The sequence below is a fragment of the Faecalibacterium sp. Marseille-P9590 genome (assembly GCF_017377665.1).
Lineage (GTDB): Bacteria > Bacillota > Clostridia > Oscillospirales > Ruminococcaceae > Faecalibacterium.
The window spans coordinates 134,710-161,465 of sequence record NZ_JAFREF010000002.1 but is presented as its reverse complement, the minus strand read 5'-3'; the positions used below and the strand labels follow the sequence as shown (position 1 = coordinate 161,465).

Sequence of the window (26,756 nt, the reverse complement as noted above, 5' to 3'; positions counted from 1 at the left end):
GAGACGGTACGTCAAAATCCCCTCTCCGGGCCGGTCAAAATGATCAAAGGGTAGGCGCTCCCTTCTTTTGATAGCAGCTGCTCTCTGCTCCGTCTGGCCGCAGGGCGGGGCGAGGCAGAGAGCTGTATGCTGCTTTATTGGAGAAGCAGATGAAGCGTCCGAAATGGAAGCCCTTTCTTCTTCGCCAAATCGTCCTCAGCCGCAAGGCGGGCGTTTTGAAATAGAAACCACAAAGGAAGCATCTATGCGTTATACCTATGTCCGGCAGCACGACACCACAGACTGCGCTGCCGCCTGTCTCGCAATGGTGTGCCTCCATTACAAAAAGGAGATCACCATCACCCGTCTGCGGGACATGATGGGTACCGACTTAAAAGGCACAAACCTGACCGGTATGGAAAAGGCGGCGCAGGAGCTGGGATTCAGCACCGCCGCCGTCCGGGTAGACCGGGAAAACTTCCTCAGCGAATTCACCACTCCCTGTATTGCACAGGTCATCACCGACGAGGGTCTGGCCCACTTTGTGACGGTCTTCAAAAAGACCACCATCAAAGATGACGGCGAGCGGCGTCGGCACATGCTCCGGCAGGAAGAGGAGCGCAAGAAGTGCGCTGACGAAGGAAAGAAGTTCAAATGCCGCGACTACGTCATCATCGGCGACCCGGCAAAAGAGCTGAAAAAGATCTCCCTCGATGAGTTCTACAAGAACTTTACCGGCGTTCTGCTCCTGATGACCCCGACCTCGGAGTTCAAGACGGGCAAGCAGAAGCAGGGCAGCATGGTCAAGCGTTTCCTCGACCTGCTGTGGCCCCAGAAAAAGCTTTTCTTCTACGCCATCCTCAGCTCGGTCATCATGACCATCATCGGGATCGCATCCTCGATGTACAACAAGATCCTGATGGATGAGATTCTTCCCTACGGGCTGAAGAGCCTGCTGGTGGCTGTCATTCTGGTGTTCAGCATCGTCAATGTCACCAGCGCACTCATCAGCATGGTGCGGCAGTGGGTGCTCATCTATCTGTCCATCAAGGTCGATATTCCCCTGATGCTGGGCTACTTCGGGCATGTTTTCAAACTGCCCATGAAGTTCTTCGCCACCCGCAAGACCGGCGAGATCACCACCCGCTATTCCGACGCCAGCACCATCAAATCGGTGTTCACCAGCATCGCGCTGAGCGTCGTGATGGATATTGTGATGGCCTGCGCCACCGGTGTCATCCTCTTCCGGATGAATGCCACCCTCTTCTCCATTTCGATTTTCACCACCCTGCTGAGCATCCTGCTGGTGTTCATCTTCAAGCAGCCCTTCAAGCGGATCAACGAAGAGACCATGCAGCAGTCTGCTATCCTCAACAGCCAGATGATCGAGAGCCTCCGCGGCATCGAGACCGTCAAGTGCAACGCCGAAGAGGACCGTGAGCTGGAAGCTCTGGAGCGGGAATACATCAAGAGCCTGAAGATCAGCCTGCGCTCCAGTAAGATCAGTACGGTGCAGTCCCTGATCTCCACCCTCATCACCACCATCCTCGGCATGGTCACCTCTTATGTGGGCATTATGCAGGTGCTGAATGGTGAGATGACGCTGGGCGGCTATATGGCCTTCAGCACCCTTTCCTCTTACTTTACCTCTCCGGTCAGCGAGCTGGTCAGCCTGCAGATGTCCATCCAGCAGGCCCAGATCTCCATCAAGCGTCTGACCGAGATCATGGATTACGAGTCCGAGCAGGACGAGACCCGCGAATACACCGAGATGGAAAAAATCGACGGTGACATTGAGTTCAAGGATGTCTCCTTCCGCTACGGCAGCCGTTCCCCGGCCCTGAGCCACGTCTCCTTCACCATTCCATACGGCAAGAAGGTGGCCCTCGTGGGCAGCAGCGGCAGCGGCAAATCCACCATCACCAAACTCCTGCTCAAGTATTATGAGCCGGAGAGCGGTACCATCAGCGTAGGCGGCGTCGATCTGGACGAGTACAGCAATGCCTCCGTCCGCCGTGCCATCGCCTATGTCCCCCAGAACGTCGAGCTGTTCAGCAAGACCATCTACGATAACATCCGCATTTCCCGACCGGAAGCCAGCCTCGATGAGGTCAAGGCCGCTGCCAAGAAGGCAGATGCCCACGAGTTCATCCGCAAGCTGCCGCTGCAGTACAACACCTATCTGGAAGAAGCCGGCAACGGCCTCTCGGGCGGTGAGAAGCAGCGCCTTGCACTGGCCCGCGCCTTCCTGAAGGATGCGAACCTCTATATCCTGGACGAATCCACCAGCAGTCTGGACTTTGGCACAGAGAATACCATCTTTGATATGATCTACAACCAGCTTGCAGACCGCTCGATGCTGATCGTCGCCCACCGCCTCTCCACCATCCGTGATTGTGACCTCATCCTGGTCATGGACCACGGCGAGATCGTAGAGCGCGGCACCCACGAAGAGCTGCTGGAAAAGCAGGGCAAATATTACGAGCTCTGGAGCCTGCAGCAGGGCATCTTCCGCGATAAGAAACGCGGGGAGAAGCCCGCCCCCGTCTTGGCCGCCAAGGTGGTGGAGGACGAGGACGATGGCGAGTCCATCACCTACTAATTCGTTGCAGCTGCGTGCGCACGCAGTTACATAAATGGCTTTCTTTCCGGATGCGCATCTGGGATCTGGGCCGACTAAATTTGTTTTTCAATCATTTGAAGGGAGTAATTCATTATGATGATGCCTGCAAACTTTACTGCTGTTAACTCTGAGGTCGTCTACGGCGGCGCTGACCTGTTCTCCATCCTGGCTGACACCACCGCTCCTGTCTGGAACGCTGCTAACGTCAAGAAGTTCAACACCAACCTGATCACCCTGATCAGCAACTCCTTCTTCGCTGATACCGTCAAGAGCACCCTGGGTGTTATGTTCAACGGCGATTGGGGCAGCGATGATACCAAGAAGATCTTCGGCGCTGACGGCGCTCTGAAGACCAACATCTACCATGATGTCAATGGCGACGACATGACCTTCGGCAACAAGGTCATGCGTACTCTGGGCATGGTTTCTGTCGCTTACACCCTGGGCACCACCGATGCCAAGGTCCTCTTCAACGACAAGGTCATGAAGATTGACGGCACCGCTGTCTAATCAGTAACCCCTAGAATCTGAAGTGTGTTTCGTCCGGCGGCTCTCGGGCCGCCGGATGATAATGCCTCGTAATGGTATGCCCGGAGGCACCTGCCTCCGGGCATACCTTATTTTTTTATAAAATTTACAGTTTGGCTCTTTATTCCGCACCGCCAAACCGTTATAATAAATTGATGCCTATATTCATCATGGGATGAGTAATAGGTGATAACAAAATATGAAGTCAGCCGATGCGCAGAGGTCTCCCCCCTGCCCTGTAAAGTCTCTCCCTTTGGGAGAGACTTTGCGAGAAGGTCAGGCTTCAGCCTCTAACTTCACGTTTTGTTATTGCCTATTACAAGCAATGAAACCAAGAACAGGTGGTATAAAATCATGAGAGAGATCCAGACCGCAGAAAACAAGACCCTCAAGCTGACCAATGTGGTCAGCCGCCGCATCCAGCCCGAAGAGTTCAACAATATGCAGATCGTGCTGACCCAGATGCACAACTTTATCAAGAGCAACGGCGCACAGCCCCTCGGCCCCCTCGTGCAGTGCATCAAACTGCCCGCCGGCCCCAACCCTCAGCCCGAAATCTATATGATGCAGCAGGCCACCCAGCTCATCCCCCGCATGGAGGCCGGCTACTCCATGGACGCTGTGCTCCGCGTTCGCAATTGCCTGTACGCCCACTACGTCGGACCCATGAGCCAGAGCGGCCTCGCCTCCCAGAAGCTAAACATCATGGCTTTTGAGCACGAGCTCGAGCTGACCGGCACTGTCTACACCATCTTTGTCAATCAGGATGATGACGAGGGCGTTGTGGATACCTTTATGGAGACAAAGTAATATGACGACGACCATCCGCGACATCAACGAGCTGCAGGACCGCCGCATCATGATGGAGAAAAAGCTGCCGCCTTTTGGCTACGCGCTCATTCTCCTGACGGCTGCCCTCATCCTCTTCCTCGTGGTGTGGAGCACCAAAAACTACCGCACCTACGTCAGTCAGTCCAGCGGCTCGGTGCAGGCCGCCAACAAGACTTACATCATGTCCAGCTACTCCGGCTCCATCACCGAGCTGAACATCGCCGAGGGTACTTACGTCAATGAGGGCGACCTCATCGCTCACATCAAGAGCACCGACCTCGACATGCAGCAGGACAGCATCCAGAGCCAGCTGGACATCTACAAAAAGCAGAAGAGCCAGTACGAAAAGCTGGTCAAGTCCATTCAGGACGACAAGAACTACTTCAGCGAGACGGACATTGACGACCAGCCCTACTACTACCAGTACGAGACCTACAAGAGCCAGGTTGCCCAGAAGGCCTTCGACGCCTCGCCCTATCAGGCCGCAGGCTACTCCGACGAGCAGATCAAGGCCCTGATGGAGCAGAACCAGAGCGAGGTGGAGGCCCTGTATTACTCTACCCTGCAGTCGATCTCTGCCAGCCTGACCAGTGTGCAGAGCAACATCGACAATCTGCAGAGCCAGATGGACGCCCTGAGCACCGGCGCCAACGACTACTACATCTATGCCCCCACCTCCGGCGTCATCCACATGGACACACCCTATAAGGTGGGCATGGTGCTCAGCGCCGGCACCCCGCTGGCCACCGTCGCCAGCGAGAACAGCGACCTCGAGGTGGTGGCTTACGTCACCCTCAGCGACAGGCCGCTGCTCCATGTGGGCGACCCCTGCAAGATCGCCATCACCGGCCTGTCGGAGTATTCCTACGGCACCCTGACCGGCACCGTGACCTCCATCGACAGCGATGTGACCGCCAGCTCCTCCGGCTCCTACTACAAAATGACCATCACCCCGGACAGCACCTACGTCATCAGCAACAGCGGCGACAAGGTCGATCTGTCCAACGGTATGAGCGTCACCGCCCGCGTGGAGTACGACAAGCTGACCTATTTCGAATACGCGATGGAAGCTCTGGGCGTTCTGTTCCGCTAAGCGCTCACATCAACGCCCAAAGAGGTACGAAAGAATGAAACTGAACCTGAAAATGCTGGCCGTGAGCACCGCTCTGCTGGGCCTGCTGGCCGCCGGCGCTGCGCTTCCGGCCTCTGCAGCCGGTCCCCTGAACGCGGCCGCTGCCCTCTCTCTGCCCTGGTCCGCTGCGGCTGTGGAGAGCGTCGAGACCGGCAGCTACGCCTCCACCATGACGGTAGGGACGCAGCAGCAGCTCTCGCCGGTCATTCTGCCCGCAAAGGCCGCACGCAATGCCACGGTAACTTTTATGTCCAACGACAGCACCATCGTGAACGTGACGTCTGAGGGCGTGGCACAGGCGGTGGGCATCGGCACGGCGCAGGTCATCGCCAGCGCAGACGGCGTGAGCTGCGTCTACACCATCACCACCGAGCTGGATGAATCCATGATCGTCAAGGAGATGGACATCACGCTGGCCTCCAGCACCATCGCTGTCGGCGAGACCACTTCCCTGTCGCTGGGCGTGCTGCCTTCCAGCGCATCGAATTATGCCAGCGTGAGCCTCAGCTCCTCGGATCCCGCTGTGGCTACCGTCAATAACTTCGGCAAAGTCACCGGTGTCGCCCCCGGCACCGCCACCATCACCGCCACCTGCGGCGATGTGAGCGCTTCGGCCACTGTCAAAGTCGTCAACAGCGGCGTAGACCGTCAGTCCATCGATCTGAACACGAGCTATGTCGTCCTCAAACCGGGCGCCAGCCGCACCATCACCGGCAAAGTGACTCCGTCTTCCGCCTCCCAGTCCCTCACCTTCAAGTCCAATGACACCAAGGTGGCCACTGTGAGCGCCAAGGGCGTCATCACTGCCGTGGGTACGGGCGCGACCTCCATCGTCGTCTCCAACGGCACAGCGTCCGCTTCGGTGACGGTCATCGTCAACCGGAATGCTTCCAGCTCCGGCAACGGCGGCGGCAGCACCGACGACAGCAACGGTGAGGTCATCACCGACCCCGTCGTGGAGGCCATCGAGGCCGACGGCACTGACGAAGTGACCTTCGCACAGCGCGATGTTCCCACCATCACCGGCGAGATGCTGAATGCCCTCCGTCTGAACGGCAAGACCCTCGTGGTCGAGGCCGATAACTACACCATCCGCATCGCGGGCCGCGATGTGAAGAGCACCTCCGCGCAGGTGAGCACAGCCCTGAGCTTCGCCCCCTCTGAGTATGGCGTCACCTTCACCCTCAACGGCGGCGAGGCTCTGCCGGGCGTCGTTCAGGTCGAGATGACCGGCGACAACGCCGCCTACACCCGCGTCTACCTGCACAATGCCGTCAAGGGCAAGTGGCAGTTCCTCAACAGCTACAAGGACCATGTCCTCGAGGCGGACACGGCGGGCGAATACCTGCTGACCACCCAGAATCTCCGCTTCGTCCATGTGGACATGACCTTCTTCATCGCGGGCCTTGTGGTCATCGTGGGCATCATCATCGCCTACATCGTCATCAAGAAACGCTATTGGTTCTGGTAACTCTCTGAATCTCAGATAAAAAGGAAAGCCTCCCCAGCCAGGGAGGCTTTCCTTCTTTGTTCTATTTACTCCACCGTCACGCTCTTTGCCAGATTGCGGGGCTTATCGACGTCACAGCCGCGCAGGACGGCCATATAGTAGGCGAACAGCTGCAGCGGCACGATGAGCTGCAGGGGCATCAGCAGCTCGTCATAGTCGTCCAGACGTACCACATAGTCCGCCACGCCCTCCGGGACGACAACGTCCTTCGTCGTGAAGAGGATGACCCGCGCACCGCGGCTCTTGGTCTCCTTGGCGTTGGAGATGGTCTTTTCGTACACCTGCTTCTGGGTGGCCAGCGCGATGACCGGCACACCGTCGGTGATGAGGCTGATGGTACCGTGCTTGAGCTCACCGGCAGCGTAGGCGTCCGAGTGGACGTAGCTGATCTCCTTGAGCTTCAGGCTGCCTTCCAGCGAGAGGGCGTAGTCGAAGCCGCGCCCGATGAAGAAGCAGCTCTGGGTGTTGACGAAGCGGCTGGCGAGGTACTTTATCTGCTCACAGTCGGCCAGACGAGGCTGGATGACCTCACCGGCGCGGAGCAGCTCGGCGGTCAGGCGGCGGGTTTCTGCCTCGCTCAGACGGCCTCTGGCGTAGGCCAGACGGAACGCGAAGAGGTAGAGGGTGCAGAGCTGCACCATATAGGCTTTGGTGGACGCCACGGCGATCTCCGGGCCGGCGTAGGTGTAGAGGACGTAGTCCGCTGCGCGGGCGATGGAGCTGCCTACCACATTGACGACAGCCAGCACCGGCACACCCCTGCTCTTGGCGAGGCGGAGGGCGGCCAGCGTGTCACTGGTCTCGCCCGACTGGCTGATGATGATGACGAGGTCGTCGGGGTCGAGGATGGGGTCACGATAGCGGAACTCGCTGGCGATGTCCACCTCGGCAGGGACCCGGGCCAGCCGCTCGATGGCAGTCTTGCCCACCATACCGGCGTGCATGGCCGTGCCGCAGGCCACGAGGTGGATGTTCTTGATGCTGCGCAGCTTCTCATCGCTCAGTTCCGGGATGCGGAGGTCGGGCATACCGTTCTCCACGCGGGGGCTGACGGTGGCCGTGATAGCGGCAGGCTGCTCATGGATCTCTTTCAGCATGAAGTGGGGGTAACCGCCCTTCTCAGCGGCTTCTTCATCCCAGTCGGCGGTCAGCACTTCCCGCTCCACCGGCTTGCCGAAGGCGTCGTAGAACCGGATGCCGTCGGCCTTGACCACCGCCATGTCGCCCTCCTCGAGGACGCTGTAGCGGCGGGTGTACTTGAGCAGGGCCGGAATATCGGAGGCCACGAAGTTCTCGCCCTCGCCCCAGCCCACGATGAGGGGGCTCTCCTTCTTGACGGCGTAGATGGTGTCCGGCTCTTCCCGGAACAGCACGCCCAGCGCATAGCTGCCCCGCACCATCGCCAGCGCCTCCCGCAGGGCTGCCAGAGGGCTCTGCTTGGGCTGGGCGCAGCAGAAGTAGTCGATGAGCTTGACCAGCACTTCGGTGTCCGTCTCGCTCTCAAAGGTGACGCCCTTGGCCATCAGGTCGGCCTTCAAAGGGCCGTAGTTCTCGATGATGCCGTTGTGGACGATGCTCACGCGGGGGGTGGAGTGGGGATGGCTGTTGACGTCGCTGGGCTCGCCGTGGGTGGCCCAGCGGGTGTGTCCGATGCCGCAGAAGCTCTCGGGCAGGTTTTCTGCCTCCAGCTTGCGGCGGAGCACTTCCAGCCGGCCCTTGCTCTTGACGACGTGGATGCCGCCTTCCAGCGCCAGCGCGACGCCGGCGGAGTCATAGCCGCGGTATTCCAGCTTTTCCAGACCGTTCAGCAGCACTTCCTGGGCGCTGCGCTTACCCGAATAACCTACGATGCCACACATACAAAACACCTCCATGCCGACAGCACGGCGCGAACGCACACGGCGGCTGTCAGCCTCTTACAATCAGTCTATGTTCTTGTATGGCTTTCTTTGAAAGGATTCTGTTGCGGTATTGCTGCCGTTTTTTGCCCTTCTCTGCGGCTGGTATAAGCCCTGGAAGCTATCGCTCCCGTTTCAACCGGAGGAACACCCGCCGAAACTTTCGATGATCCCTCTCCTCGTCACCCTCACGGCTGTCACCCGCGTGGCCCGGCGCTTTTTCGTCAACTGAAGTCGTCTATCCCCTCTTTCTGCTCTTTCCGCCGCCTTCCTGAAAACAAAAACAGCTCCTTTCGGAGCTGTCAGAAGCCGACGGAAAAGGTCAGCGGTATTGTATCACAAAGTCCCACATCCGTCAATGGACGCCCAACATTTTGTGGAGCCTCGGCTGCCAGACCACTTTATAGAGCATCAGCATATTGTGGAGCGCCCGGTCATAGAGCAGGAAGGCTACATTGCCCATGGCCAGCGTCACCAGCGAGACGGCCATCGCCGTAGTGCGCAGCTCTTCGGCGATGCTGCCCGCCGGGACCAGCAACAGCACCAGCCCGTACATCGCCAGGATCCCGCCGTTGCAGAGCAGCAGCTTGCAGACGGCCCGCAGCAGGGCCGGGCGTATCCGCTCGAAATAAGGCTTTGCCAACGGATAGTACCCCAGCAGGAACACAAAGGTGAGGGCCACTTCCTTGTCCGGCACGAAGAGCAGACTCAACAGGCTCACCGCGCCATAGGCCGTCAGAGCCATGGTCTTCCCGCACTCCACGCAGACTGTGGCGATGAGGAAGCTGGCCACCGCCGGAGCGATGAACATCGCAATGGGAAACACAGCCCCCAGCAGCATCAGGACCACGCTGAGCGCTGCGGCCATGCCGCAGTAGGCCATGGCCCAGCTTTTACTTTTGCGTCCCTTCATGGCAGCTCCCATTGTACCGGCTGGCTCTCAACGTCCAGCGGCTCGATGGCGTGGCGGAGGCCCAAGATCATGATGTTGTCCAGCAGGGTGCGGTTGAGCTTGACGTCCAGCATCCCGTAGGCGCGGACGAGGTCGTTGACCGCAGCGAGGGCCTGCCGCCGGGCGTTTTCCCGGGCGGCGTTCCTGTCGTTGATGCCGTTGACGAGGAAGACGTTGTAGCGGCCCTTATCTTTGTCCCGGGAAAAGCTCTCCGCTTTGTCCAGCAGATAAGCGGCCCGGCCGATGCAGCTGCCAATGTAGTGCATACTTTTGCGCTGATTGGGGTCGTCGGTGGCCAGCACCGAGTAGAGCGCGCCGTAGAGGTTGCCCTTCGGCTCTGCGGCCAGCAGATAGTTCTTGGCGTTCAGGGTCATCTGGACGTTGGCCTGGTCCCGCTCCTGTACGAAGATGCGCTCCAGTGCCGGGTTCTCGGCGGCGGCCTTCCGGTAGGCTTGCCGCAGCAGGACGGTGTCCACCACCCGCCGTACTTTTTTATAGAAGGGCAGATCGGCCCACTGGGCATCCTGGATGCGGTGCCAGCTCAGCAGGACTTCCACCTGTGCGGCCAGCCGGATGCCCTGGGTCTGGCACATCATCTGCCGCCAGACCAGCGTGCCCGGCTCCCGCATCCGCTTACAGGTGGCCGGACGGCCCGCCAGACTGTCGGCCAGTACCGCGAACAGGACGCCGTTGTAGCGCAGACCATAGCAGGAATACAGCCCATAGGTGGTGTAGAGCTGGCGGCGGACGCCGCGCTGATACCACTGATAGGTGTTGTAATCCCGGATGGTCAGCTCCGGCAGATAGGGCCGCATACGTCCCTTCATTCTGTTCATTCCTTTCGCGGGCCGCGCCGGGCGCAGCCTTTCTTGCAGGGGAAGACCGCTTCCCCACAGCTGTAGACTAGTATAATCTATTTTTCGTCAGCGTTCAACCGTTCTTTTGTAAATTCTTATAGAAAAGGCCGCACTGGAATCGATTTCAGTGTGGCCTTCTAGTTCATCTTATTTCTTTTCGAAACGACCCGTGTGGCCGGGCTGGGTGCGCTTGCCGTCAAAGCCGCTCTTGGGCATGGGCTTTGCGGGGCGGTTCTCGAACTTGGGGGCGTTGTAGTACATATACAGCTGGCAGGGGATCATGCCGTTGTACATCTTGCGGCGCTTGTTGGCCCGCTTGCCGTAGTGGTGTTCAAAATCCATATCGGCAGTGATGGCGTAGACACCGGCGCAGGGGTGGGCCTCCATCTGCTGGCCGAGGGTACGGGCCAGCTTGGCGGCACCCTCGATGGTGCTCATGCGCTCGCCGTATGGGGGGTTGGTCAGGACGATGGCCTCGCTTTTGGCGGCGAAATCGGCCACGTCGGCCACCTCGAAGTGGCAGCGCTTCTCCACGCCGGCCAGCTTGGCGTTGGCGTTGGCCAGAGCCACGGCGGCAGGGTCGATGTCGTAGCCGAAGGCCTCAAAGCCCACATCCAGCTTGGAGTCGGCCAGAGCCTTCTGGCGCTGCTCGGCCCAGATGGCGGCAGGCACGAAGCTGTAGCGCTCGGCGGCAAAGCGGCGCTTGAGGCCGGGGGCAATGTTCATGGCCTTCTGAGCGGCCTCGATGAGGAGGGTGCCGCTGCCGCAGAAGGGGTCTTCCACGAGGCTGTCGCGGCGGACGCGGCCCAGATCGGCGATGGTAGCGGCCAGTGTCTCACGGATGGGGGCCTCCATGGAGTTGCGGCGGTAGCCGCGCTTGTGCAGGCCGTCGCCGGTGGTGTCCAGCATGATCTCGCAGACGTTCTTGCGGAGCATGAAGCGGATCTTATACTCCGCGCCGGTCTCGGGCAGGCTGGTAGTGCGGTGGCCCTGCATCAGGCGCTTGACCACGGCCTTCTTGATGATGCTCTGGCAGGCCGGCACGCTGGACAGCTGGCTGTTCAGCGAAGAGCCGGTGACCGGGAAGGCCGCGTCGGCGGGCAGCAGCTCTTCCCAGTGGATGGAGTAGACGCCGTCGAACAGCTCGTCGAAGGTGGTGGCTGTGTAGGTGTTCAGGAGCAGCATCACGCGCTCCACGGTGCGGAGGTTGAGGTTGGCGGCAGCTATCATATCCGCGCCGCCCTTGAAGGTCAGACGGCCATCGCTGACCCGGATGTCCTCGGCGCCGATGCGGCGCAGCTCAAAGTTGGCCGTGGACTCGCACCCGAAAAAGCAGGGGGCGATGAGTTCAAATTTTGCAGGCATTCTGGTTTCCTTTCCTGTCGGGTGCGGCGTGCCGCACCAAAAAACAGGCCCGCCCCGCTGGGGGCAGGCCCAAAGCTTCTTCGTCTTGTGCGGACGGCTCAGCGGCTGCCGCGGCGTCCCCGGGGTGCGTAGCCGCCGCCCCGGCGGTTGTTGGTCTCGTGGTCGAGGTCGGCCATCTTCTCTTCGCTCTGGCTCTTGAACCGGCTCATCATGTCCTCAAAGCTCAGGTTGTCGCTCTTGGCCGGGGCCTTGGGCTGCCAGACGCGGGGCGCTGCGTCCCGTGCCGGGCCGCGTCCGCCCTGGGGACGGCCGCCCTGACCGTTGCGGCGGAAGCCGCCTTCCCGCGGGCCGTTGTTGTTGGGGCGGGGGCCGCGGCCTTCACGCGGAGCGCGGGGTGCCGGCGGCAGCAGCCGCTTGATGGACAGCGCGATCTTGCCGTCCGGTGCCACATTGATGACCTGCACCTTCACGGTGTCGCCGTCATGCAGCACGGCTGCAATGTCCTGCACATACTCGTTGGACACCTCAGAAATGTGGACCATGCCCACGCGGCCCTCCGGCAGCGCAACGAATGCGCCAAACGGTTTTACGCCGGTGACACGGCCTTCAAAAATATTCCCTACCTCAATCGCCAAAACTCAATACTCCTTGTTGACTAATGTGTTTTCCGCCGGCCGCAAGCCGCTCGGGGCGCGGCATCAGTTGCCCGTCACATCCACAAAGATGCGCTCGTTGGCCGCCGCATAATTGTAAGAGTCCCGCGCGACCCACTCGGTCACGTCGTCCGAGTCGCCGCTGAGGATGCGCTGCATCTCCTCGTTCTGGGTCTTCTGCTGGTCGATCTGCTCCTGCAGGGTGTCCAGCTCCGCTTTTTTGGAGCTGAGCGCCACCTGATTTGCGATGTACGCCGCCAGCATACTCAGCAAAAGCAGAAGGAAGAGCAGTTTCAGCACAGCGCCCACGACGGACGCCTTTCTCTTCCGCTTTTTCCGGCTCGGATTTGCCATAACACAGTGCCTCCCGTTTTCGGACAGCAGGCCCGATGCGCCTGTACTCTCACTTTGATACGTTTGAATTATACAACATACGCCGTGGTGTTGGCAAGCTCTTTTTCTGTTTTTTTGCAAGTCTTTTTTCGTTCCGCCGTACTTTGGCGGCGGCGCGGGCAGCTTTCCACGGGGCGATGCACCGGGCGGCGAGCTGCACCGGCCCCAGCAGCAGTTTCCCCGCAAAGGCTTCGGCAGCGGCGAACAGAGGCCGCAGCGCTGCCTGCACCGCCACGGCGGCGCAGAACGCTGCCAGCGCCATATAGCCCCGCAGCTGCCCGGCCTGACTCTGGGAGACGGCATAGCTCTGCAAAGCCATCAGCACGGCTCCCACAAAAAGCATATCCGGCAGGAACGCAGCCCTGCCCCGGGTGGGCAGAACGGCCCGCACCGCGCCCAGCACACCACCCAGCACCGCGCAGGCCGCCATCTCCTGTCCCACCGCCCCGGGCGAAAGCGCCGGGCCCATCACCGGACGAGACGGCGCAGAAAGCCGCCCGGCGTATGCTCTGCGGTGTATTCCAGCGTGTCCACCCGGCCTGTAAGCTTGACTTCGCCTTTGTCGAGGTCGAGGCTGGTGACGCTCAGCTCGGCCCCGGTGAGTTCCAGCGTCCCTTTCGAGGTGAGCATCGCCGCCCCCTCGGCGTCGCAGCGGATGACCCGCCGCACACCGGTGACGGTCAGCTTGTTCCGCCCCTCCAGGATGAGGTCATGAGGCAGAGCCTGCTCCGGCTTTGCGTCCTGTTGTTTCATGACATTCCCCTCCCCTTTTCTGCCATCTTATGCAGGGCGGGGCGGGGTCATACCGGATTTACTCGGCTTTCGGGGCATCGTGGGCGGCTGCCAGCACGTTGTCCTGCTCGATGATCTCGTACATCTCGCGGGCCACGTCCTTGGTGCGGGGTTCCACGTCGGAGAGGACCTTCACCTTGATGGGCCGGTTGCCGAAGGTGACCTCGATGATGTCGCCGGCCTTGACGGCCTGGCTGGCCTTGGCGGTCTTGCCGTTGATGAGGATGCGGCCCGCGTCGGCCACCTCATTTGCTACCGTGCGGCGCTTGATGAGCCGCGAAACTTTCAGATATTTGTCTAAACGCATTTCTAAACTCCTTGTATCAACCTCTCAGTCTCGCTGTCGCTCGACAGCTCCCCTAGTAGGGGAGCCTCTGGCGAAGAGGCAAAGCTTTACGATATGCCAAAGCCTCCCCTATTAGGGGAGGTGGCACGCCGTAGGCGTGACGGAGAGGTTGTTCCTCTATTAAAAAAGCCGCCGGGCCTAAAGGTTCCGGCGGCGATGGGTTTTCTCTTACAGGGTGTCCTTCAGAGCCTTGCCCGGCTTGAACACGATGCTCTTGGAAGCAGCAATGGTGATGGCCTCGCGGGTGCGGGGGTTGATGCCCTGACGCTCAGCGCGCTCACGCACCTCGAAGGTGCCGAAGCCGGAGATGGAGATCTTCTCACCCTCGGCCATAGCCTTGCCCAGTGCCTCGAATGCAGCATTGACAGCCATCTCGGCGCTCTTCTTGCTCATCTCAGTGTTTGCCGCAACCTGTGCGATCAGATCGGTCTTGGTCATAATAAAAGCCTCCACAATATTCTCAACATTTTCTATTCGAGCAGACGGTCTGACCGTCTGGTACCCGTTTACGTTTCGTCCGCTTCCAGCCTCTGGGTAAAGCGCTTTGCCGCAAAGGTCAGTGCCTCTTCGGCGTCCACACCGGCCAGACGCATGGCATCGGCGGCGGCCAGCAGCAGCCCACCGGCGTTCTCTGCCGTCTGCTGTGCGTCCCACGCGGCCTTGGCGCTGTCCAGAGTCCTGGCCGCACCGGCGGCATCCTCCGGCCCGCAGCCGAACCGCGCGGCCCGCTTCTGGAGCTTCTGGGCGCGCATCAGGGCGGGCAGGGTTGCCGGGACGGTGTCCAGCTCATCGGCCAGAGTCGTGCGGCCCTTTTCCTTATTTTTGAGCGCATCCCAGCTGTTTATACCAGCATTTTCCGCCGCAGAGGAAGCAAAGATGTTCGGGTGGCGGAAGACCAGCTTCTCGCACACCTCGCGGCAGACCTTTTCCATGTCGAAACGGCCCCGCTCCTCCTCGATGACGGTGTGGAACACCACCTGCATCAGGACGTCGCCCAGCTCTTCCTGCATCATGACAGGGTCGTCAGCGTCGATGGCTTCCAGCGCCTCGCACGTTTCTTCCAGAAAGTTTTTCCGGATGGAAGCGTGGGTCTGGACTTTGTCCCACGGACAGCCGTTCTCCCCGTCTCTCAGGATGCGGATGATCTCCACGAGGTCTTCCGCCGTATAGTGTTCCCTCGGCGTCCAGTCCTGCATGGGGCGTCTCCTTTCCGCATTCCGAAAACATCTGCGAACAGATTCAAATTGTACCGCAGAATCTGCCGAAATGCAAGGGTACAAGCGCATTTTCCGGCTTTTTGCGGCAAAATTTTCATTTCATTCACAACAAAAGGCGGCATCCCCCGGGGGACACCGCCCTGCGTGAGCTTTTTAGCTTACAGCTGTGCGCCGCACTTGTTGCAGAACAGCGCGTCGTCCGAGACGGGCGCGCCGCACTGGGGGCAGGTCTTGGCCTCGTTGTCCTCGGGCTTTTCCTCGGCGGGCTCTGCGGCTGCGTCAGCCGTCACGTCGGCGGCGGCCTCTTCCGTATCCTCGAAAGTCGTCTCAATGACGGTATCCGGCTCGAGAGAGGCTTTCAGGTCAGAGAGCTCCTGCTCGATGTTGGCGATCATCTCGATGTATTTGTCCACAAGGGGCTGGTTCTCCTCGTTGCCCTTGGCCAGACTATACACCAGAGCGCCCAGCTGGCGCTGCGCCTTGTACAGCTTGCTCTGCGCGTTCACGATCTTTGCCTGGGTGCGGCCCTTTTCGGCCAGATCCAGCGCGGCATTCTTGCCTTTCTCGGCATACTCGAGGCCCATTTCCTTAATCTTATTGAAGTCCATAAAAGACACCTCACTTGTCTATGCCCGGGGTGGGCAGCACTCCTCTGCGTTTTCTGCTCAGGCTGTCCCTGTGCCGCCGGAGATTATTTTCATTATAGCGCACTCCCGAGGGGAATGCAACGAATCCCACCCAAGTTTTACAGAATCGTGTGGATTTGGAAACAGTTTTTTCGCAATTTGCACACTTTCCGCGTTCTGACGTTTTTTACACTTCACCTGCGTAGAACTCGCGCAGCATACTGTCGGCGGGCAGAAGCTCCAGCTCCACCGGGGCCACATGCTCGAAGCGGCGGGCCGTCTCGTCCCAGAGCTCCGCGTTGTTGCCTTCCAGCGTGAAGCGCTGGCTCACCGGGCGCAGGAGCTTTGCGATGAGGCCCAGCTCGTAGGTGAAGGAAGTGTCCAGCAAAAAGTCTGCCGTAGTCTTGAAGCCCTTAATATACCGGGTCTCGCCGTCGAGGACTCTGTCCCACATGGCGAGGGTCTTGGCGGGGCTGCGGCCCCGGGCTGCGGCATCCCGCAGGGTGCGGCGGCAGAGGCGGATGTCCTGGGTGTTGATGACACGGCGGCCATCAATGCAGTATTCCTCCCGCAGGCCGGCGTAGATGCGGTAGACGTCGTCGCCTTTCACAAGGCCCGTCAGCTCAGGGTTCAGAGCGTGGATGCCCTCCACGATGCAGACGCCGCCCTTGAGGTCCAGCGTCTCCGTCTCGGAAGAGCGGGACTCGGTGGTGAAGTCGTAGATGGGCAGCACAGTCTTGCCGGTGGTACTCAAATCGCTGAGGCACTGGCGGATGAGGGGCATATCCAGCGTGTCGGGGTTCTCGTAGTCCAGCGTACCGTCGGGCAGGCGGGGGTAATACTGAGCGCCCTTGAAGAAGTTATCCAGGCTGATGACATGGGCCGGGGTGCCGGAGGCTTCCAGAGCCTCGGCCACCTTATGAGCTGAAGTCGTCTTGCCGCTGGCCGACGGGCCGGTGAGCATGACGATCTTGGCGCGGGAGTCCCTGATCTTCTGGGCAGCATAGGCCACCCGCTGGCGGTAGCTCTTCTCGCTCATCTCCGCCAGCGCCGCCGGGCTCTGGGCGGCGACGTTGTACAGGTCTATCTCAACCAGACGTTTCGGTACCCAAATCGTGATCATAAAAAACAGCCACTCCTTTTTTCCGTTCCAGCACTTCGTCGAAACGCTGGATGTATTCTGTCGGATACTTGAAATTGAAGATGCGCTGCATCCGCTTGCCGCCGTCGGCCACCAGCTTGGTGCTGCCGCCTGCGCCGGCCGAGAGGATGGTCTGGACTTCTTCCATGATATAGATATTATAATACCCCTCGTGGCCCGGCTTGCACCAGCCCACGTTTTCCAGGTTTTGGAGGGTATTTTTCTGACGATAGAGGTAGTAGGGCCGATAGCCCGCCTCGGCCAGCAGATGGCACTTTTCCAGCATAGCGGCCACATCGGCGTAGTCGTTCTCCTTCTGGTCCTCGATGACGATGCGGGAGGCCCGCTTGAGGGTCAGGGTGTGGACTGTGATGTTCTCAGGGTCGAGGGCGATGGCCTGACGCAGGCTCTTCTCGAACCCTTCCACCGTGTCGCCGGGCAGGCCAGCGATGAGGTCCATGTTGATGTCGTCGTGGCCTGCGGCCCGGGCCTCGGCATAGCAGTCGAGGATGTCCTGAGCCGAGTGCTTGCGGCCAATGTTCTCCAATACTTCATCCGAGAAGGTCTGCGGATTGATGGAGATGCGGGTCGCGCCGTATTCCTTGATGACGGCCAGCTTTTCGGCGTCGGTGCAGTCGGGGCGTCCGGCTTCCACCGTGTATTCCACGATGGCGGAAAGGTCGAAGCAGTCCCGCACCGTCCCCATGAGCTGGCGCAGCTGCGCTGCCGAGAGGCTGGTGGGGGTGCCGCCGCCGATGTAGATGCTGCAGAGCATCAGCCCGGCCTTGTCAGCCTCGTCCCGGATGGCCTCGACCTCTCTGCACAGGCAGTCCACATAGGGCTGCACCAGCTTGCGGTCACGGTCGAGGTTGCAGCTGACGAAGCTGCAATAGCTGCACCGGGAGGGGCAGAACGGGATGCCGATATAGAGGCTGTAGGTCTTGAGCGCACTGCCTACTTTCAGGATAGGCTCCTGCAAGTCCGCGATGGCCTTGGCCATGCCGTATTTTTCGGGCGAGCAGTCGAAGCGCTTGAGGAAGAAATCGTCGATTTCCTCTTCCGTCCAGCCTGCGGCCCGCTTGTCGTGGACAAGGCGCACCGGGCGGACGCCGGTCATCTTGCCCCAGGGCGGGCGGATACCCGTCCAGCTGCGCAGCAGGTCATAGGTCAGGCTGGCCAGCGCAAATTCCGGCGTCTCGCCGCCCTCTTCCACGGGAATGGGCAGAGGTGCTTCGGCGGTCTGGCTCTTGCCGCCCTGCCGCACCATGGCCCAGAGCTTGTCAGGCCGCTTCTCGGCCCAGACGCAGTCTGCGCCGTCCTCGGGCGGGGTGAGGGTGAGCGGGGCCATTGGGTAGAACAGGCGGACGAGGTGCTCCACCTCGTAGCCCGAGCCGAGGCCCGTGATATAGATATTCATGTGAAATCCCGCCTTTTTATGCGTTTCTCAGCGCATTTTTGATATAGAAGTTGGTGGCGGCCTCCTGCCCGAAGGTGGAGAAATCGCCGTGGCCGGGCAGCACCTGCGCCTCGGCCGGGACAGGCAGGGCCGCGAACTTGCGCAGGCTCTCGTCCATCTTCCGGCTGTCGCCGCCCTCGAGGTCGGTGCGGCCGATGCTGCCCTGAAAGACGGTGTCGCCCACGAAGAGATAGTTTTCGCACAGCAGCACCACGCTGCCCTCAGTGTGACCGGGGGTGTGCCAGACAGTGAAGCTCAGCTCGTCGAGGGGGATGACCTCGCCCTCTTCGTAGCCGCTGTCCGAACCCTTGAGGGGCAGCAGCTGGGTCCCCCGACAGTCGGCGGGCTCACAGTAGAGCTTTGCGCCCCACTCGCGGCTCAGGACCCCCGCACTGCCCACATGGTCGTAGTGGCCGTGGGTGCAGAGGATAAGGCTCAGCTTGCCGCCGTGCTCCTTTAAGATCTTATCGTACTCCTGCACCTCGGCGGCGGGGTCGATGACCACCGCATTGCCTGCGTCCGAGATGAGTAGGAAGCTGTTGGTGTAAAACGGCGCAGGGCCGACCAGATGAAATGCCTTCATGGTTTATTTTTCTCCTTTATGCCACTCGTCGGTGTCGATGACGATGGTGCAGGGGCCTTCGTTGACCAGCGACACCTGCATATCCGCGCCGAACTCGCCGTGCTGGACATCCTTGAGGCCCTGCTTGTTCATCTCAGCGAGGAACAGCTCGTAGGCGTCCACAGCCAGCGGCGGTCTTGCCGCCTTGATGAAGCTGGGACGGAAGCCCTTCTTCGTGTCGCCGTAGAGGGTGAACTGACTCACCACCAGTGCAGAGTACCCGAGGTCCTTTGCGCTGAGGTTCAGCTTGTCGTTTTCGTCCTTGAAAATGCGCAGGCCCGCGCATTTTTCAGCCAGTTTCGGCACAATGTCGAGAGTATCGGTGTCCTTGACGCCCAGCAGGATAACGAGGCCGGGGCCGATGGGGCGCGGCTCGCCGCCGTTGACCCGGACGCTGGCCGAGGATACGGCCTGAATGACTGCACGCATATTAGCTCCTTGTTACCTTGAGCACATCCTTGACTTTGGACAGACGGGCCACGACCCGGTTGAGGTGCTCTGTATTGTTGATGCCGATGGTCAGGCTGATGACGGCACAGTTGTTCTCCACCTGACGGGCGTTCATGGCGTAGATGGGGACGCGGATGTCAGCCAGCGCGGCCAGCACATCGGACAGCAGCTCGTTGCGGTTGAGAGCGATGATCTCCAGACCGGCCTTGTAGCTGTCCTTGACGCTGTCGGCCCAGTAAGCCTTGACCCAGCGGGGGGCGTTGGAGGGGTCTTTCATGCTGGACATCGCGTTGGCGCAGCTCTGCTTGTGGATGGAGACGCCGAAGCCCCGGGTGATGAAGCCCACGATGGGGTCGCCGGGCAGGGGCGAGCAGCACTTTGCAAACTTGATGGGGGTGTTATCGAAGCCCTCCACCACTACGCCGTCAGTGGCGTGGACGCGGCTCAAATCGACCTTCGGCAGATCCTCCACCGACTTGTTCTCAGCAGCCTCAGCGGCCTTGAGCTTCTGCCACTCCTCTTTGAGCTTGGGCAGGCAGTTGGCGATGGTCATGCCGCCGTAGCCGATGGCAGCGTAAATTTCCTCCGCGTTGTTCTGGCGCAGACGACGGCTGCAACTGCCCACGAACTCGTCCAGCTGGTCGTCGGGGATGAAGATCATCTCCCGGCGCAGCTCTTTGGCCAGCGCGTCGCGGCCCTGCTGGATGTTCTCTTCGCGGCGCATCTTCTTGAACCAGTTGCGTATCTTGCTCTTGGCCTCGCTGGTGCGTACGATCTTGAGCCAGTCGCGGCTGGGGCCTTTGTCCGCCGGGCCGAGGATGACTTCAATGATCTCGCCCGTCGCCACGACATGGTCGATGGGGACGATGCGGTTGTTGACCTTGCAGCCCACCATCCGGTTGCCGACGGCAGAGTGGATGGCGTAGGCAAAGTCGATGCAGTTTGCGCCCGCAGGCAGGTTGATGACGTCGCCCTTCGGGGTGAAGGCAAAGACCTCCTCCGGCAGCAGGTCGCTCTTCAAATCGTGGAGCAGGTTGCCAGAATCCTCGCTGACGCGCTGGTTTTCCAGCAGCTGGCTGACCCATGCCAGCCGCTCATCCAGTTTATCGTGGCCCTCGAGGCCCTCTTTATACTTCCAGTGGGCGGCAACGCCGTACTCGGCCTGCTCGTCCATGGTGCGGGTGCGTATCTGCACTTCAAAGGGGATACCCTCGTGGCCGATAACGGTGGTGTGGAGGCTCTGGTAGCCGTTGGGCTTGGGGGTGGAGATATAGTCCTTGAAGCGGTTGGGCAGCGGGTGGTACATATCGTGGATGAGGCCCAGGGTGCTGTAGCACTCAGCCAGGGTGTCCAGGATGATGCGCACCGCGTAGATGTCGTAAATTTCATCGAAGGACTTGTTCTGCATGATGGTCTTGCGGTAGATGCCGTAGATGCTCTTGACTCTCCGCTTGATGGTCGCGCCCTCAATGCCGCTCTCCTCGAGGCGGCTCTTGATGACGCCCGACACGCTGGCCAGAAACTCGTCGCCCGCGCGCTCGCTGAGCATCTTGTTGATCTCCTCGTAGCCCACGGGGTCGAGGTAGTGGAGGCTGCGGTCTTCCAGCTCCTCCTTGACGTTCAGGATGCCCAGACGGTTGGCGATGGGAGCGTAGACCTCCATGGTCTCCCGGGCCTTGTCGCGGCGCTTCTGCTCCGGCCATGCGTCGCCGGTGCGCATATTGTGCAGGCGGTCACAGAGCTTGATGATCATGACGCGGACGTCACGGCTCATGGCCAGCAGCATCTTGCGCAGGTTCTCGGCCTGCAGCTCTTCGATATTGGAAAATTGGATCTTGGTCAGCTTGGTGACGCCGTCCACCAGCGCGGCCACCTCTTCGCCGAAAGCGGCGGTCAGGTCGGTCAGCGTGGTGGGGGTGTCCTCCACCACGTCGTGGAGCAGGGCGGCGGCGATGCTCTCGCTGTCCATGCCGAGGTCCAGCACGAGGCGGGCCACAGCCAGCGGGTGGCAGATATAGGGCTCACCGCTGCGGCGGCAGACCCCCTTGTGGGCGTCGTTGGCCAGGTCGTAAGCCTTTTCTATCATGGCCATATTGTAGGCTTTGCCGCTGGCTTTGATGGCCTCCACCAGCTTCTCCCAGGTCACGATCTCGGGCCGCACCTCCGAGGGAAGGGTCCCCTCAGGGGCGTTGGCCGGCAGGGCCGTTGCGGCCACGGTAGCCATCTCCGTCACCGGCACGGGCTGGTGGAGATGGGTCTTTGCAGAGTAGCTGTCCTCTTTCGCCGCAGCCGGTGCTGCGGGCGAGGGGAGGATAGGTTTCTTTCCCTCAGGCATCTTTATCGTTCCTCCAGACATTTCAGGATGGGCGCATCGGCAAGGTTCTTCTTTCCGGTGGCAGGCACGAGTTCCCAGAACTTTGCCCCGCCCCGGTCAGCCGCTGTGATGAGGCCGACCTGTTCCAGCGCGGCGACGGCCACCAGCGTCCGACCGGTGTTCTCCTCGCCGAGTTTTGCAAACAGGGGCTGCAGGTCTTCGGCGTGCCAGCGCCGCGCCTGCAGCTCCCGATAAACGGTGATGATATGGCTGCGCTCCGGGGCGATGCTTTCCTTCTGCTCCGGCGTCAGGGGCGTACCCCGGCGCAGCGCCTGCACCAGCGCGGCCTGCTCTGCTGCTGTGTTGCCGAGGCCCGCCGGGTGCAGCTCGATGATGCGGCCCGACAGCTGTGCGCCCCGGGGCGAATCGTAGACCGAAAGGCTGATGGCTGCGTCCACGACGTCGCCCGTCGAGTAAGGCACCTGTTCCGGGTGCATCCCGAACCAGACGGCGTAGATGCTGGAATTGCCCTGCCGCAGACGCAGGCGGCAGTGCTTGCCCTCCGAGACGGCGTAGACGCCCTCCACGACAGCCATTTCCAGCACGAAGACCGGGCTGGGGTTGTCGGCACCGTAGGGTGCCAGCTGGTCGAGGCGGCGGACGCTCTCCACCGTCAGACGGTCGAGGTGGACGGACAGATCGCATTCCAGCGGCGGGGTGCGCAGCACGGGACACTCCCGGGCCGCCCAGTCGTTGAGCCGCTGGCGGAGCGTCTGCAGATTCTCTTCCCGCACCGAGAGGCCCGCTGCCATGGCGTGGCCGCCGAAGCGGAGCAGGATGTCGGCGCAGGAGGCGATGCACTCGTGCAGGTTGAAGCCCTGCACGCTGCGGCCGCTGCCCTTGCCCTCGCCGTGCTCATCTACCGACACCACGATGACCGGGCGTCCGGTCTTTTCCACAAGGCGGGAGGCCACGATGCCGATGACGCCGGGGTGCCAGTCTTTGCCCCAGAGCAGGATGACCCGGTCTTCGAGGCGTTCCGGCTCAGCGTCCAGCAGCTCCTGCGCGGCTTTGACGATCTCCATCTCCGTCTCCTGCCGCTGGATGTTGATGTCACTCAGCTTATGAGCCAATTCGACCGCCCGGTCTTCGTTCTCACAGAGCACCAGCTGCAAAGCGGTGACAGCGCTGTCCATCCGGCCCGCCGCATTAAGGCGGGGCGCGATGGCGTAGCTGATGTTCTCTGCCGTCACCGGCTTGCCTGCAAGGCCCACTTCTTCCAAAAGGGCGCAGAAGCCGGGTCTGTCCGTATTTTGCAGCTGGCGCAGACCTGCTTTGACGATGGTGCGGTTCTCCCCTGTCAGGGGCATGACGTCGGCCACGGTGCCAACAGCGGCGAGGTCGCCGCAGTATTCCAGCATCTCTTCCGGCGGGCAGCCATCCAGCGCGGCGCAGAGCTTGAAGGCCACGCCCGCGCCGCACAGGCCCTTGAAGGGGCTGTGGTCATCGGCACGGCGGGGGTCCACGATGGCCACTGCCTGGGGCAGGGTGTCGTGGGGCAGATGGTGGTCTGTGATGATGAGGTCGATGCCGAGGCTGGCCGCGAATGTGGCTTCCTCTACGGCAGAGATGCCGTTGTCCACCGTGACGATGAGGCGGCAGCCCTTATCGTAAATCGACTGGATAGCGTTCTTCGAGAGGCCGTAGCCGTCGCCCTCCCGGCTGGGCAGCATACACTTGACGGCGGCGCCCATCCCTTTCAGGTGCTGATAGAGCAGGGCCGTGGCGGTCACACCGTCCACGTCGTAGTCGCCGAAGACGACGATGGTCTCCCCTTCGTCGATGGCCCGCAGGATGCGCTCACAGGCTTTGTCCATGTCGGTCAGGAGCATGGGGTCGCTCAGCTCTTCTTCGCCCGCCAGAAGGGTCAGCGCCTCGGCGGGGTCGGTGATGCCCCGGGCAGCGAGGATGCCGGCCAGCAGGCCGGCTTCTTTCTGCTGGGCCGCGAGGACAGAGCGGTATTTTTCCTCGCTCCACTCTTCGTCCATGTTCTGGTATTCCAGCTCTTCGGTGTTCTGCTGGGCGATGGCCGCTGTCAGCTCTTTCAGGGCGGCGCGGTCAACGGTCTTGGTGTTCCAGGCCCGGTAGGTCATCGCAATCCCTCCCCGGCCAGACCATCGTTCGCCAGCATCCCCTGCAGCGCAGCGATCTCGCTGGAAACGTCCAGCGCCACGTCCGACAAAAGCTTATTGTAGAGGTTATCATAAGCCTGATTCAGGGTGTGCAGGATGCCCGCAATATCCCGGCGGATGGCCTCCGCGTTCTCGCCCTGCTGGCTCTGCACGTCGTTGTAGGTGTGCAGGAGCTTGAGGGTGGTGGGGATATAGTATTCCGCAAAGCGGCGGGCCTTGGGCAGGCTCTCGGGGTGGGCTTCCAGCCAGGCACAGATGGACTCGGTGGTCTTCTGCATATGCTGCAGCTCCTCCACAGCCCGCTCATCCTCCATGAGCTCCTGCTCCTTCTCGAGCACCTGCGCAAAGCGGCGGGTCGTCTCGAGGTTCAGGGGGACTTCTCCGGCCTGTTCCGGCGCTTTTTCCGGTTCGGGCTGGGGCTGATTTTCCTGTGCAGCGCGGTAGTCCTCTGCCGTCAGGTAGAGCTTGTCGTTTTTCTCGTCCAGCCAGGCACTGAGCCAGCCCTTGTGGATGAATTTCCGCAGCATCTTGAGAGCCTTGGTCTTCTTTTTATGCGTCAGGTCGGCCAGCATGGAGAGGGACAGGCCCTTGTGCCAGTCGAAGCCCTCGGCGGTATCGGCGTAGAGCTCCAGGGTCTTGGCGGCCTTCATACGGGATGCGCCCGCTGCGGTCAGCCAGCCGAACACAGCGGTCACAGCGGCAGAGCACCACCCCGTCACCGCGATAGCACCCAGTGCGAGATCGCCGATGGCACTGAGGAACGTATCCGCGGTTTCGACGATCACGCCGCCGGACGTGAACGCCCCCGCCGTGCCAAAGCAGGCGATGGCCGTGATGCCGAAGATGACAGCGAAGGTAATGCCGGTCGCCAGCATGGCGACGCCTGCGCTGTGGAGCTTTTTCGCGCTGGTGCGGATATTCTCGATGGCCGTCGGTTCCGGCTTCTTCGCAAAGAAATTGCGCGCCCAGTCGGTCATCCCGCTGGCGCTGGCACTGCTTCTGGCCTCCCCGGCCCGCTTCTGGTACTCCTGTTTTCCGGCCTGAAAGGCCCGGCCTGCCTCCGAGATGCCATAACCGGCGGCGTTCACTGCGGCGCGGCCCACATCCCACACACGGTCGCCGATCTCCTCGCCCCGGCCCTCAAAGCCGTGGCGGAAGGAGTCGGACATGGTGTCGCCCAGCTCGCGGAGCTGGCGTTCCAGCTCCTGCTGCACCTGACGGCCCTCGCCGTCCTGCGCCGTGCGGTTAAAATCGTTTTCACGATCAGTCATTCAACTTCTCACCCTTCTGCCGGGCTGTACCGGCTGATGATGGCGCGGGCCACCCGCAGGCCATCGACGGCGGCACTCATGATACCGCCCGCATATCCGGCACCCTCGCCGCAGGGATACAATCCTGCCAGCTGGGCGCATTCAAAATTTTCTTCCCGTTTCAGCCGCACCGGGCTGCTGGTACGGGTCTCGAGGCCGGTCAGAATGGCCTCGGGGGCGGTGTAACCCGCAATTTTCCGCTCGTAAGCCCGCAGACCGGCCCGCAGGGTGTCGGCCAGTTCGGTCGGCAGCAGTGCGCCGAGGTCCGCAGCGACGACGCCCCGGTCATAGGTGGGCTGGACGCGGCCAATGTTCAGCCGACCCCTGCCCTCCAAAAAGCTCTGGATGTTCTCCGCCGGGGCGGCATACTCTCCGCCGGGACGGCCTGCTGCATAGGCCCGGGCTTCCAGCTCCCGCTGGAAGGCGATGGCCTTCCGGGGGTCATTACCGAAGTCTTCGCCGCCCACACTGACCACCACGGCCGCGTTGGCATTCCTGCCGCTACGGGCGTGGTAGCTCATGCCGTTGGTCACGACGCGGCCCTTTTCGCTGGCCGAAGCCACCACCTGGCCGCCCGGACACATACAGAACGTATAAACGCACCGTTTTTCAACATGTTGCGAAAGCTGATATTCGCCGCGCGGCAGGGCCGGATGGCCCGCCGCCTCGTGGTAGAGGCTCTTTTCGATTTCCGATTGGAGATGCTCTGCCCGGAAGCCGACGCTGAAGGGCTTGCACTCCAGCACGAGGCCGCTGTCCATCAGCATCCCGAAGGTGTCGCGGGCCGAGTGGCCCACCGCGAACACCAGCGCCTCACAGGGGAACGCACCGTCCGTGGTCTGGATGCCGACGAGCTGGCCGTCCCGCCGCTCGAAGCCGGTGAGGGCTGTGTTGAAGTGGACTTCGCCGCCCAGCGACTCGATCTCTTTTCGAATCGAAGTGATGACGCCCCGCAGCAGGTCGGTGCCGACATGGGGCTTCTGCTGCCAGGCAATTTCCTTCGGCGCGCCGTGCTCGAGGAACACTTCGGTCACGAAGCCGCAGAGCTCGTCGCCGATGCGGGTGGTGAGCTTACCGTCCGAGAAGGTTCCGGCGCCGCCCTCGCCGAACTGGATGTTGGCGTTTTCGTCCAGCTCACCGGTGGTGGAGAAATGCTCCACGGCCTTGACGCGCTCATCCAGCGCCGGGCCGCGTTCCAGCACGATGGGCCGGTAGCCCTGACGGGCCAGCAGCAGCGCCGCAAAGAGGCCCGCCGGGCCGAGGCCGCAGACCACAGGCCGGTGCGTCAGCGGCAGAGTGCCGTTCTGCACCGAGAGATCGGTCTTGCCCCGGACGGTGACGCTGCGGGAAGCACCCGCACAGGCGGCCTCTTCCCTCTCCTCTTTCAGGGTCACGGCCACGGTGTACACCAGCTTGGGCTGGCCGTGGCGGGCGTCCACCGAGAGCCGGGCGATGCCCAGATGGCTCACCTTTCCCCGGGGGATGCGGGCGAGGCGGAGGGCTTTTTCGTAGGCCTGCGGCTCCCCGGCGGAGAGGGGCAGGCGAATATCATGGATCAGGATCATATAC

At 61.4% G+C, this 26,756-nt stretch carries 25 protein-coding genes; 5 read left to right on the top strand and 20 right to left on the bottom strand.

All coding sequences use genetic code 11. The annotated features are described in order from the left end of the window. Window positions 1-244 precede the first annotated feature (244 nt). From J3349_RS03435 to J3349_RS03415, 5 genes are all read left to right on the top strand, one after another. The gene (locus J3349_RS03435) at window positions 245-2,581 is read left to right on the top strand and encodes a peptidase domain-containing ABC transporter (RefSeq protein WP_207676443.1); all 2,337 of its coding nucleotides are present in this window, start codon (window positions 245-247) and stop codon (window positions 2,579-2,581) included. Between the two features lie 114 nt (window positions 2,582-2,695). Then, complete coding sequence (locus J3349_RS03430) at window positions 2,696-3,112, top strand: hypothetical protein (RefSeq protein WP_207676442.1); 417 nt, start codon at window positions 2,696-2,698, stop codon at window positions 3,110-3,112. Window positions 3,113-3,484: 372 nt separating this feature from the next. Continuing rightward, complete coding sequence (locus tag J3349_RS03425) at window positions 3,485-3,940, top strand: hypothetical protein (protein WP_158396585.1); 456 nt, start codon at window positions 3,485-3,487, stop codon at window positions 3,938-3,940. A gap of 1 nt (window position 3,941) precedes the next feature. After that, window positions 3,942-5,054 (top strand): HlyD family efflux transporter periplasmic adaptor subunit, encoded by a 1,113-nt coding sequence (locus J3349_RS03420; protein WP_207676441.1) that lies wholly within the window; start codon window positions 3,942-3,944, stop codon window positions 5,052-5,054. Window positions 5,055-5,088: 34 nt separating this feature from the next. Continuing rightward, window positions 5,089-6,564 carry an Ig-like domain-containing protein gene (locus J3349_RS03415; RefSeq protein ID WP_207676440.1) on the top strand — a complete coding sequence of 492 codons (1,476 nt, stop codon included), beginning with the start codon at window positions 5,089-5,091 and terminating at the stop codon, window positions 6,562-6,564. 65 nt (window positions 6,565-6,629) lie between these two features. On the opposite strand, the gene glmS is transcribed toward J3349_RS03415, so the two are convergent. The 20 genes from glmS to J3349_RS03315 all read right to left on the bottom strand — a co-directional run bounded on the left by glmS (window position 6,630) and on the right by J3349_RS03315 (window position 26,752). Continuing rightward, window positions 6,630-8,462 (bottom strand): glutamine--fructose-6-phosphate transaminase (isomerizing), encoded by a 1,833-nt coding sequence (glmS, locus tag J3349_RS03410; RefSeq protein WP_207676439.1) that lies wholly within the window; start codon window positions 8,460-8,462, stop codon window positions 6,630-6,632. A gap of 394 nt (window positions 8,463-8,856) precedes the next feature. Beyond that, window positions 8,857-9,414, bottom strand: coding sequence for a hypothetical protein (locus J3349_RS03405; protein WP_207676438.1), 558 nt, complete (start codon window positions 9,412-9,414; stop codon window positions 8,857-8,859). Then, a complete protein-coding gene (locus J3349_RS03400; protein WP_242699489.1) occupies window positions 9,411-10,289 on the bottom strand; it encodes a DUF5685 family protein in 879 nt (292 codons plus the stop codon). Before J3349_RS03400 ends, J3349_RS03405 begins: the two co-directional genes overlap by 4 nt. Window positions 10,290-10,457: 168 nt before the next feature. Continuing rightward, a complete protein-coding gene (locus tag J3349_RS03395; RefSeq protein WP_158402277.1) occupies window positions 10,458-11,675 on the bottom strand; it encodes a class I SAM-dependent RNA methyltransferase in 1,218 nt (405 codons plus the stop codon). 98 nt (window positions 11,676-11,773) lie between these two features. Further along, window positions 11,774-12,310 (bottom strand): S1 RNA-binding domain-containing protein, encoded by a 537-nt coding sequence (locus J3349_RS03390; RefSeq protein WP_158388180.1) that lies wholly within the window; start codon window positions 12,308-12,310, stop codon window positions 11,774-11,776. Window positions 12,311-12,373: 63 nt separating this feature from the next. Further along, on the bottom strand, window positions 12,374-12,682 hold the full coding sequence (locus J3349_RS03385; RefSeq protein WP_015564276.1) for a septum formation initiator family protein: 309 nt from the start codon (window positions 12,680-12,682) through the stop codon (window positions 12,374-12,376). A 49-nt stretch (window positions 12,683-12,731) separates the two neighbouring features. Continuing rightward, window positions 12,732-13,190, bottom strand: coding sequence for a hypothetical protein (locus J3349_RS03380; protein WP_207676437.1), 459 nt, complete (start codon window positions 13,188-13,190; stop codon window positions 12,732-12,734). After that, window positions 13,190-13,474 carry a YabP/YqfC family sporulation protein gene (locus J3349_RS03375; RefSeq protein ID WP_015564274.1) on the bottom strand — a complete coding sequence of 95 codons (285 nt, stop codon included), beginning with the start codon at window positions 13,472-13,474 and terminating at the stop codon, window positions 13,190-13,192. The genes J3349_RS03380 and J3349_RS03375 overlap by 1 nt, the downstream gene beginning before the upstream one ends. Before the next feature lie 58 nt (window positions 13,475-13,532). Beyond that, window positions 13,533-13,820 carry an RNA-binding S4 domain-containing protein gene (locus J3349_RS03370; protein WP_015564273.1) on the bottom strand — a complete coding sequence of 96 codons (288 nt, stop codon included), beginning with the start codon at window positions 13,818-13,820 and terminating at the stop codon, window positions 13,533-13,535. 207 nt (window positions 13,821-14,027) lie between these two features. Next, a complete protein-coding gene (locus J3349_RS03365) occupies window positions 14,028-14,297 on the bottom strand; it encodes an HU family DNA-binding protein (protein ID WP_158396571.1) in 270 nt (89 codons plus the stop codon). A 68-nt stretch (window positions 14,298-14,365) separates the two neighbouring features. After that, window positions 14,366-15,055 carry a MazG family protein gene (locus J3349_RS03360; RefSeq protein WP_207676436.1) on the bottom strand — a complete coding sequence of 230 codons (690 nt, stop codon included), beginning with the start codon at window positions 15,053-15,055 and terminating at the stop codon, window positions 14,366-14,368. Between the two features lie 179 nt (window positions 15,056-15,234). After that, window positions 15,235-15,684 carry a zinc ribbon domain-containing protein gene (locus J3349_RS03355; RefSeq protein ID WP_158402274.1) on the bottom strand — a complete coding sequence of 150 codons (450 nt, stop codon included), beginning with the start codon at window positions 15,682-15,684 and terminating at the stop codon, window positions 15,235-15,237. A gap of 205 nt (window positions 15,685-15,889) precedes the next feature. After that, window positions 15,890-16,825 (bottom strand): nucleoside kinase, encoded by a 936-nt coding sequence (locus J3349_RS03350; RefSeq protein WP_207676435.1) that lies wholly within the window; start codon window positions 16,823-16,825, stop codon window positions 15,890-15,892. Then, window positions 16,791-18,260 (bottom strand): coproporphyrinogen dehydrogenase HemZ, encoded by a 1,470-nt coding sequence (hemZ, locus tag J3349_RS03345; protein ID WP_207676434.1) that lies wholly within the window; start codon window positions 18,258-18,260, stop codon window positions 16,791-16,793. Before hemZ ends, J3349_RS03350 begins: the two co-directional genes overlap by 35 nt. 16 nt (window positions 18,261-18,276) lie before the next feature. Continuing rightward, a complete protein-coding gene (locus J3349_RS03340) occupies window positions 18,277-18,882 on the bottom strand; it encodes an MBL fold metallo-hydrolase (protein WP_158404986.1) in 606 nt (201 codons plus the stop codon). Between the two features lie 3 nt (window positions 18,883-18,885). Beyond that, entirely contained in the window at window positions 18,886-19,350 is a 465-nt protein-coding gene (gene dtd / locus J3349_RS03335; protein ID WP_149794134.1) for a D-aminoacyl-tRNA deacylase, read from the bottom strand. Between the two features lies 1 nt (window position 19,351). Beyond that, the gene (locus J3349_RS03330) at window positions 19,352-21,706 is read right to left on the bottom strand and encodes a bifunctional (p)ppGpp synthetase/guanosine-3',5'-bis(diphosphate) 3'-pyrophosphohydrolase (protein WP_207676433.1); all 2,355 of its coding nucleotides are present in this window, start codon (window positions 21,704-21,706) and stop codon (window positions 19,352-19,354) included. A 2-nt stretch (window positions 21,707-21,708) separates the two neighbouring features. Then, complete coding sequence (recJ, locus tag J3349_RS03325; RefSeq protein ID WP_207676432.1) at window positions 21,709-23,838, bottom strand: single-stranded-DNA-specific exonuclease RecJ; 2,130 nt, start codon at window positions 23,836-23,838, stop codon at window positions 21,709-21,711. Then, window positions 23,835-25,148: a 5-bromo-4-chloroindolyl phosphate hydrolysis family protein gene (locus J3349_RS03320; protein WP_207676431.1), complete on the bottom strand. Its 1,314-nt coding sequence runs from the start codon at window positions 25,146-25,148 to the stop codon at window positions 23,835-23,837. The genes recJ and J3349_RS03320 overlap by 4 nt, the downstream gene beginning before the upstream one ends. Before the next feature lie 8 nt (window positions 25,149-25,156). After that, entirely contained in the window at window positions 25,157-26,752 is a 1,596-nt protein-coding gene (locus J3349_RS03315; RefSeq protein ID WP_207676430.1) for an FAD-dependent oxidoreductase, read from the bottom strand. Window positions 26,753-26,756 lie beyond the last annotated feature (4 nt).

What these genes read in the sequence shown, in the direction of transcription:
- J3349_RS03435 (WP_207676443.1), top strand. Translation starts at nt 245, where the DNA reads ATGCGTTATACCTATGTCCGGCAGCACGACACCACAGACTGCGCTGCC.
- J3349_RS03430 (WP_207676442.1), top strand. Translation starts at nt 2,696, where the DNA reads ATGATGATGCCTGCAAACTTTACTGCTGTTAACTCTGAGGTCGTCTAC.
- J3349_RS03425 (WP_158396585.1), top strand. Translation starts at nt 3,485, where the DNA reads ATGAGAGAGATCCAGACCGCAGAAAACAAGACCCTCAAGCTGACCAAT.
- J3349_RS03420 (WP_207676441.1), top strand. Translation starts at nt 3,942, where the DNA reads ATGACGACGACCATCCGCGACATCAACGAGCTGCAGGACCGCCGCATC.
- J3349_RS03415 (WP_207676440.1), top strand. Translation starts at nt 5,089, where the DNA reads ATGAAACTGAACCTGAAAATGCTGGCCGTGAGCACCGCTCTGCTGGGC.
- glmS (WP_207676439.1), bottom strand. Translation starts at nt 8,462, where the DNA reads ATGTGTGGCATCGTAGGTTATTCGGGTAAGCGCAGCGCCCAGGAAGTG.
- J3349_RS03405 (WP_207676438.1), bottom strand. Translation starts at nt 9,414, where the DNA reads ATGAAGGGACGCAAAAGTAAAAGCTGGGCCATGGCCTACTGCGGCATG.
- J3349_RS03400 (WP_242699489.1), bottom strand. Translation starts at nt 10,289, where the DNA reads ATGAACAGAATGAAGGGACGTATGCGGCCCTATCTGCCGGAGCTGACC.
- J3349_RS03395 (WP_158402277.1), bottom strand. Translation starts at nt 11,675, where the DNA reads ATGCCTGCAAAATTTGAACTCATCGCCCCCTGCTTTTTCGGGTGCGAG.
- J3349_RS03385 (WP_015564276.1), bottom strand. Translation starts at nt 12,682, where the DNA reads ATGGCAAATCCGAGCCGGAAAAAGCGGAAGAGAAAGGCGTCCGTCGTG.
- J3349_RS03380 (WP_207676437.1), bottom strand. Translation starts at nt 13,190, where the DNA reads ATGGGCCCGGCGCTTTCGCCCGGGGCGGTGGGACAGGAGATGGCGGCC.
- J3349_RS03375 (WP_015564274.1), bottom strand. Translation starts at nt 13,474, where the DNA reads ATGAAACAACAGGACGCAAAGCCGGAGCAGGCTCTGCCTCATGACCTC.
- J3349_RS03370 (WP_015564273.1), bottom strand. Translation starts at nt 13,820, where the DNA reads ATGCGTTTAGACAAATATCTGAAAGTTTCGCGGCTCATCAAGCGCCGC.
- J3349_RS03365 (WP_158396571.1), bottom strand. Translation starts at nt 14,297, where the DNA reads ATGACCAAGACCGATCTGATCGCACAGGTTGCGGCAAACACTGAGATG.
- J3349_RS03360 (WP_207676436.1), bottom strand. Translation starts at nt 15,055, where the DNA reads ATGCAGGACTGGACGCCGAGGGAACACTATACGGCGGAAGACCTCGTG.
- J3349_RS03355 (WP_158402274.1), bottom strand. Translation starts at nt 15,684, where the DNA reads ATGGACTTCAATAAGATTAAGGAAATGGGCCTCGAGTATGCCGAGAAA.
- J3349_RS03350 (WP_207676435.1), bottom strand. Translation starts at nt 16,825, where the DNA reads ATGATCACGATTTGGGTACCGAAACGTCTGGTTGAGATAGACCTGTAC.
- hemZ (WP_207676434.1), bottom strand. Translation starts at nt 18,260, where the DNA reads ATGAATATCTATATCACGGGCCTCGGCTCGGGCTACGAGGTGGAGCAC.
- J3349_RS03340 (WP_158404986.1), bottom strand. Translation starts at nt 18,882, where the DNA reads ATGAAGGCATTTCATCTGGTCGGCCCTGCGCCGTTTTACACCAACAGC.
- dtd (WP_149794134.1), bottom strand. Translation starts at nt 19,350, where the DNA reads ATGCGTGCAGTCATTCAGGCCGTATCCTCGGCCAGCGTCCGGGTCAAC.
- J3349_RS03330 (WP_207676433.1), bottom strand. Translation starts at nt 21,706, where the DNA reads ATGCCTGAGGGAAAGAAACCTATCCTCCCCTCGCCCGCAGCACCGGCT.
- recJ (WP_207676432.1), bottom strand. Translation starts at nt 23,838, where the DNA reads ATGACCTACCGGGCCTGGAACACCAAGACCGTTGACCGCGCCGCCCTG.
- J3349_RS03320 (WP_207676431.1), bottom strand. Translation starts at nt 25,148, where the DNA reads ATGACTGATCGTGAAAACGATTTTAACCGCACGGCGCAGGACGGCGAG.
- J3349_RS03315 (WP_207676430.1), bottom strand. Translation starts at nt 26,752, where the DNA reads ATGATCCTGATCCATGATATTCGCCTGCCCCTCTCCGCCGGGGAGCCG.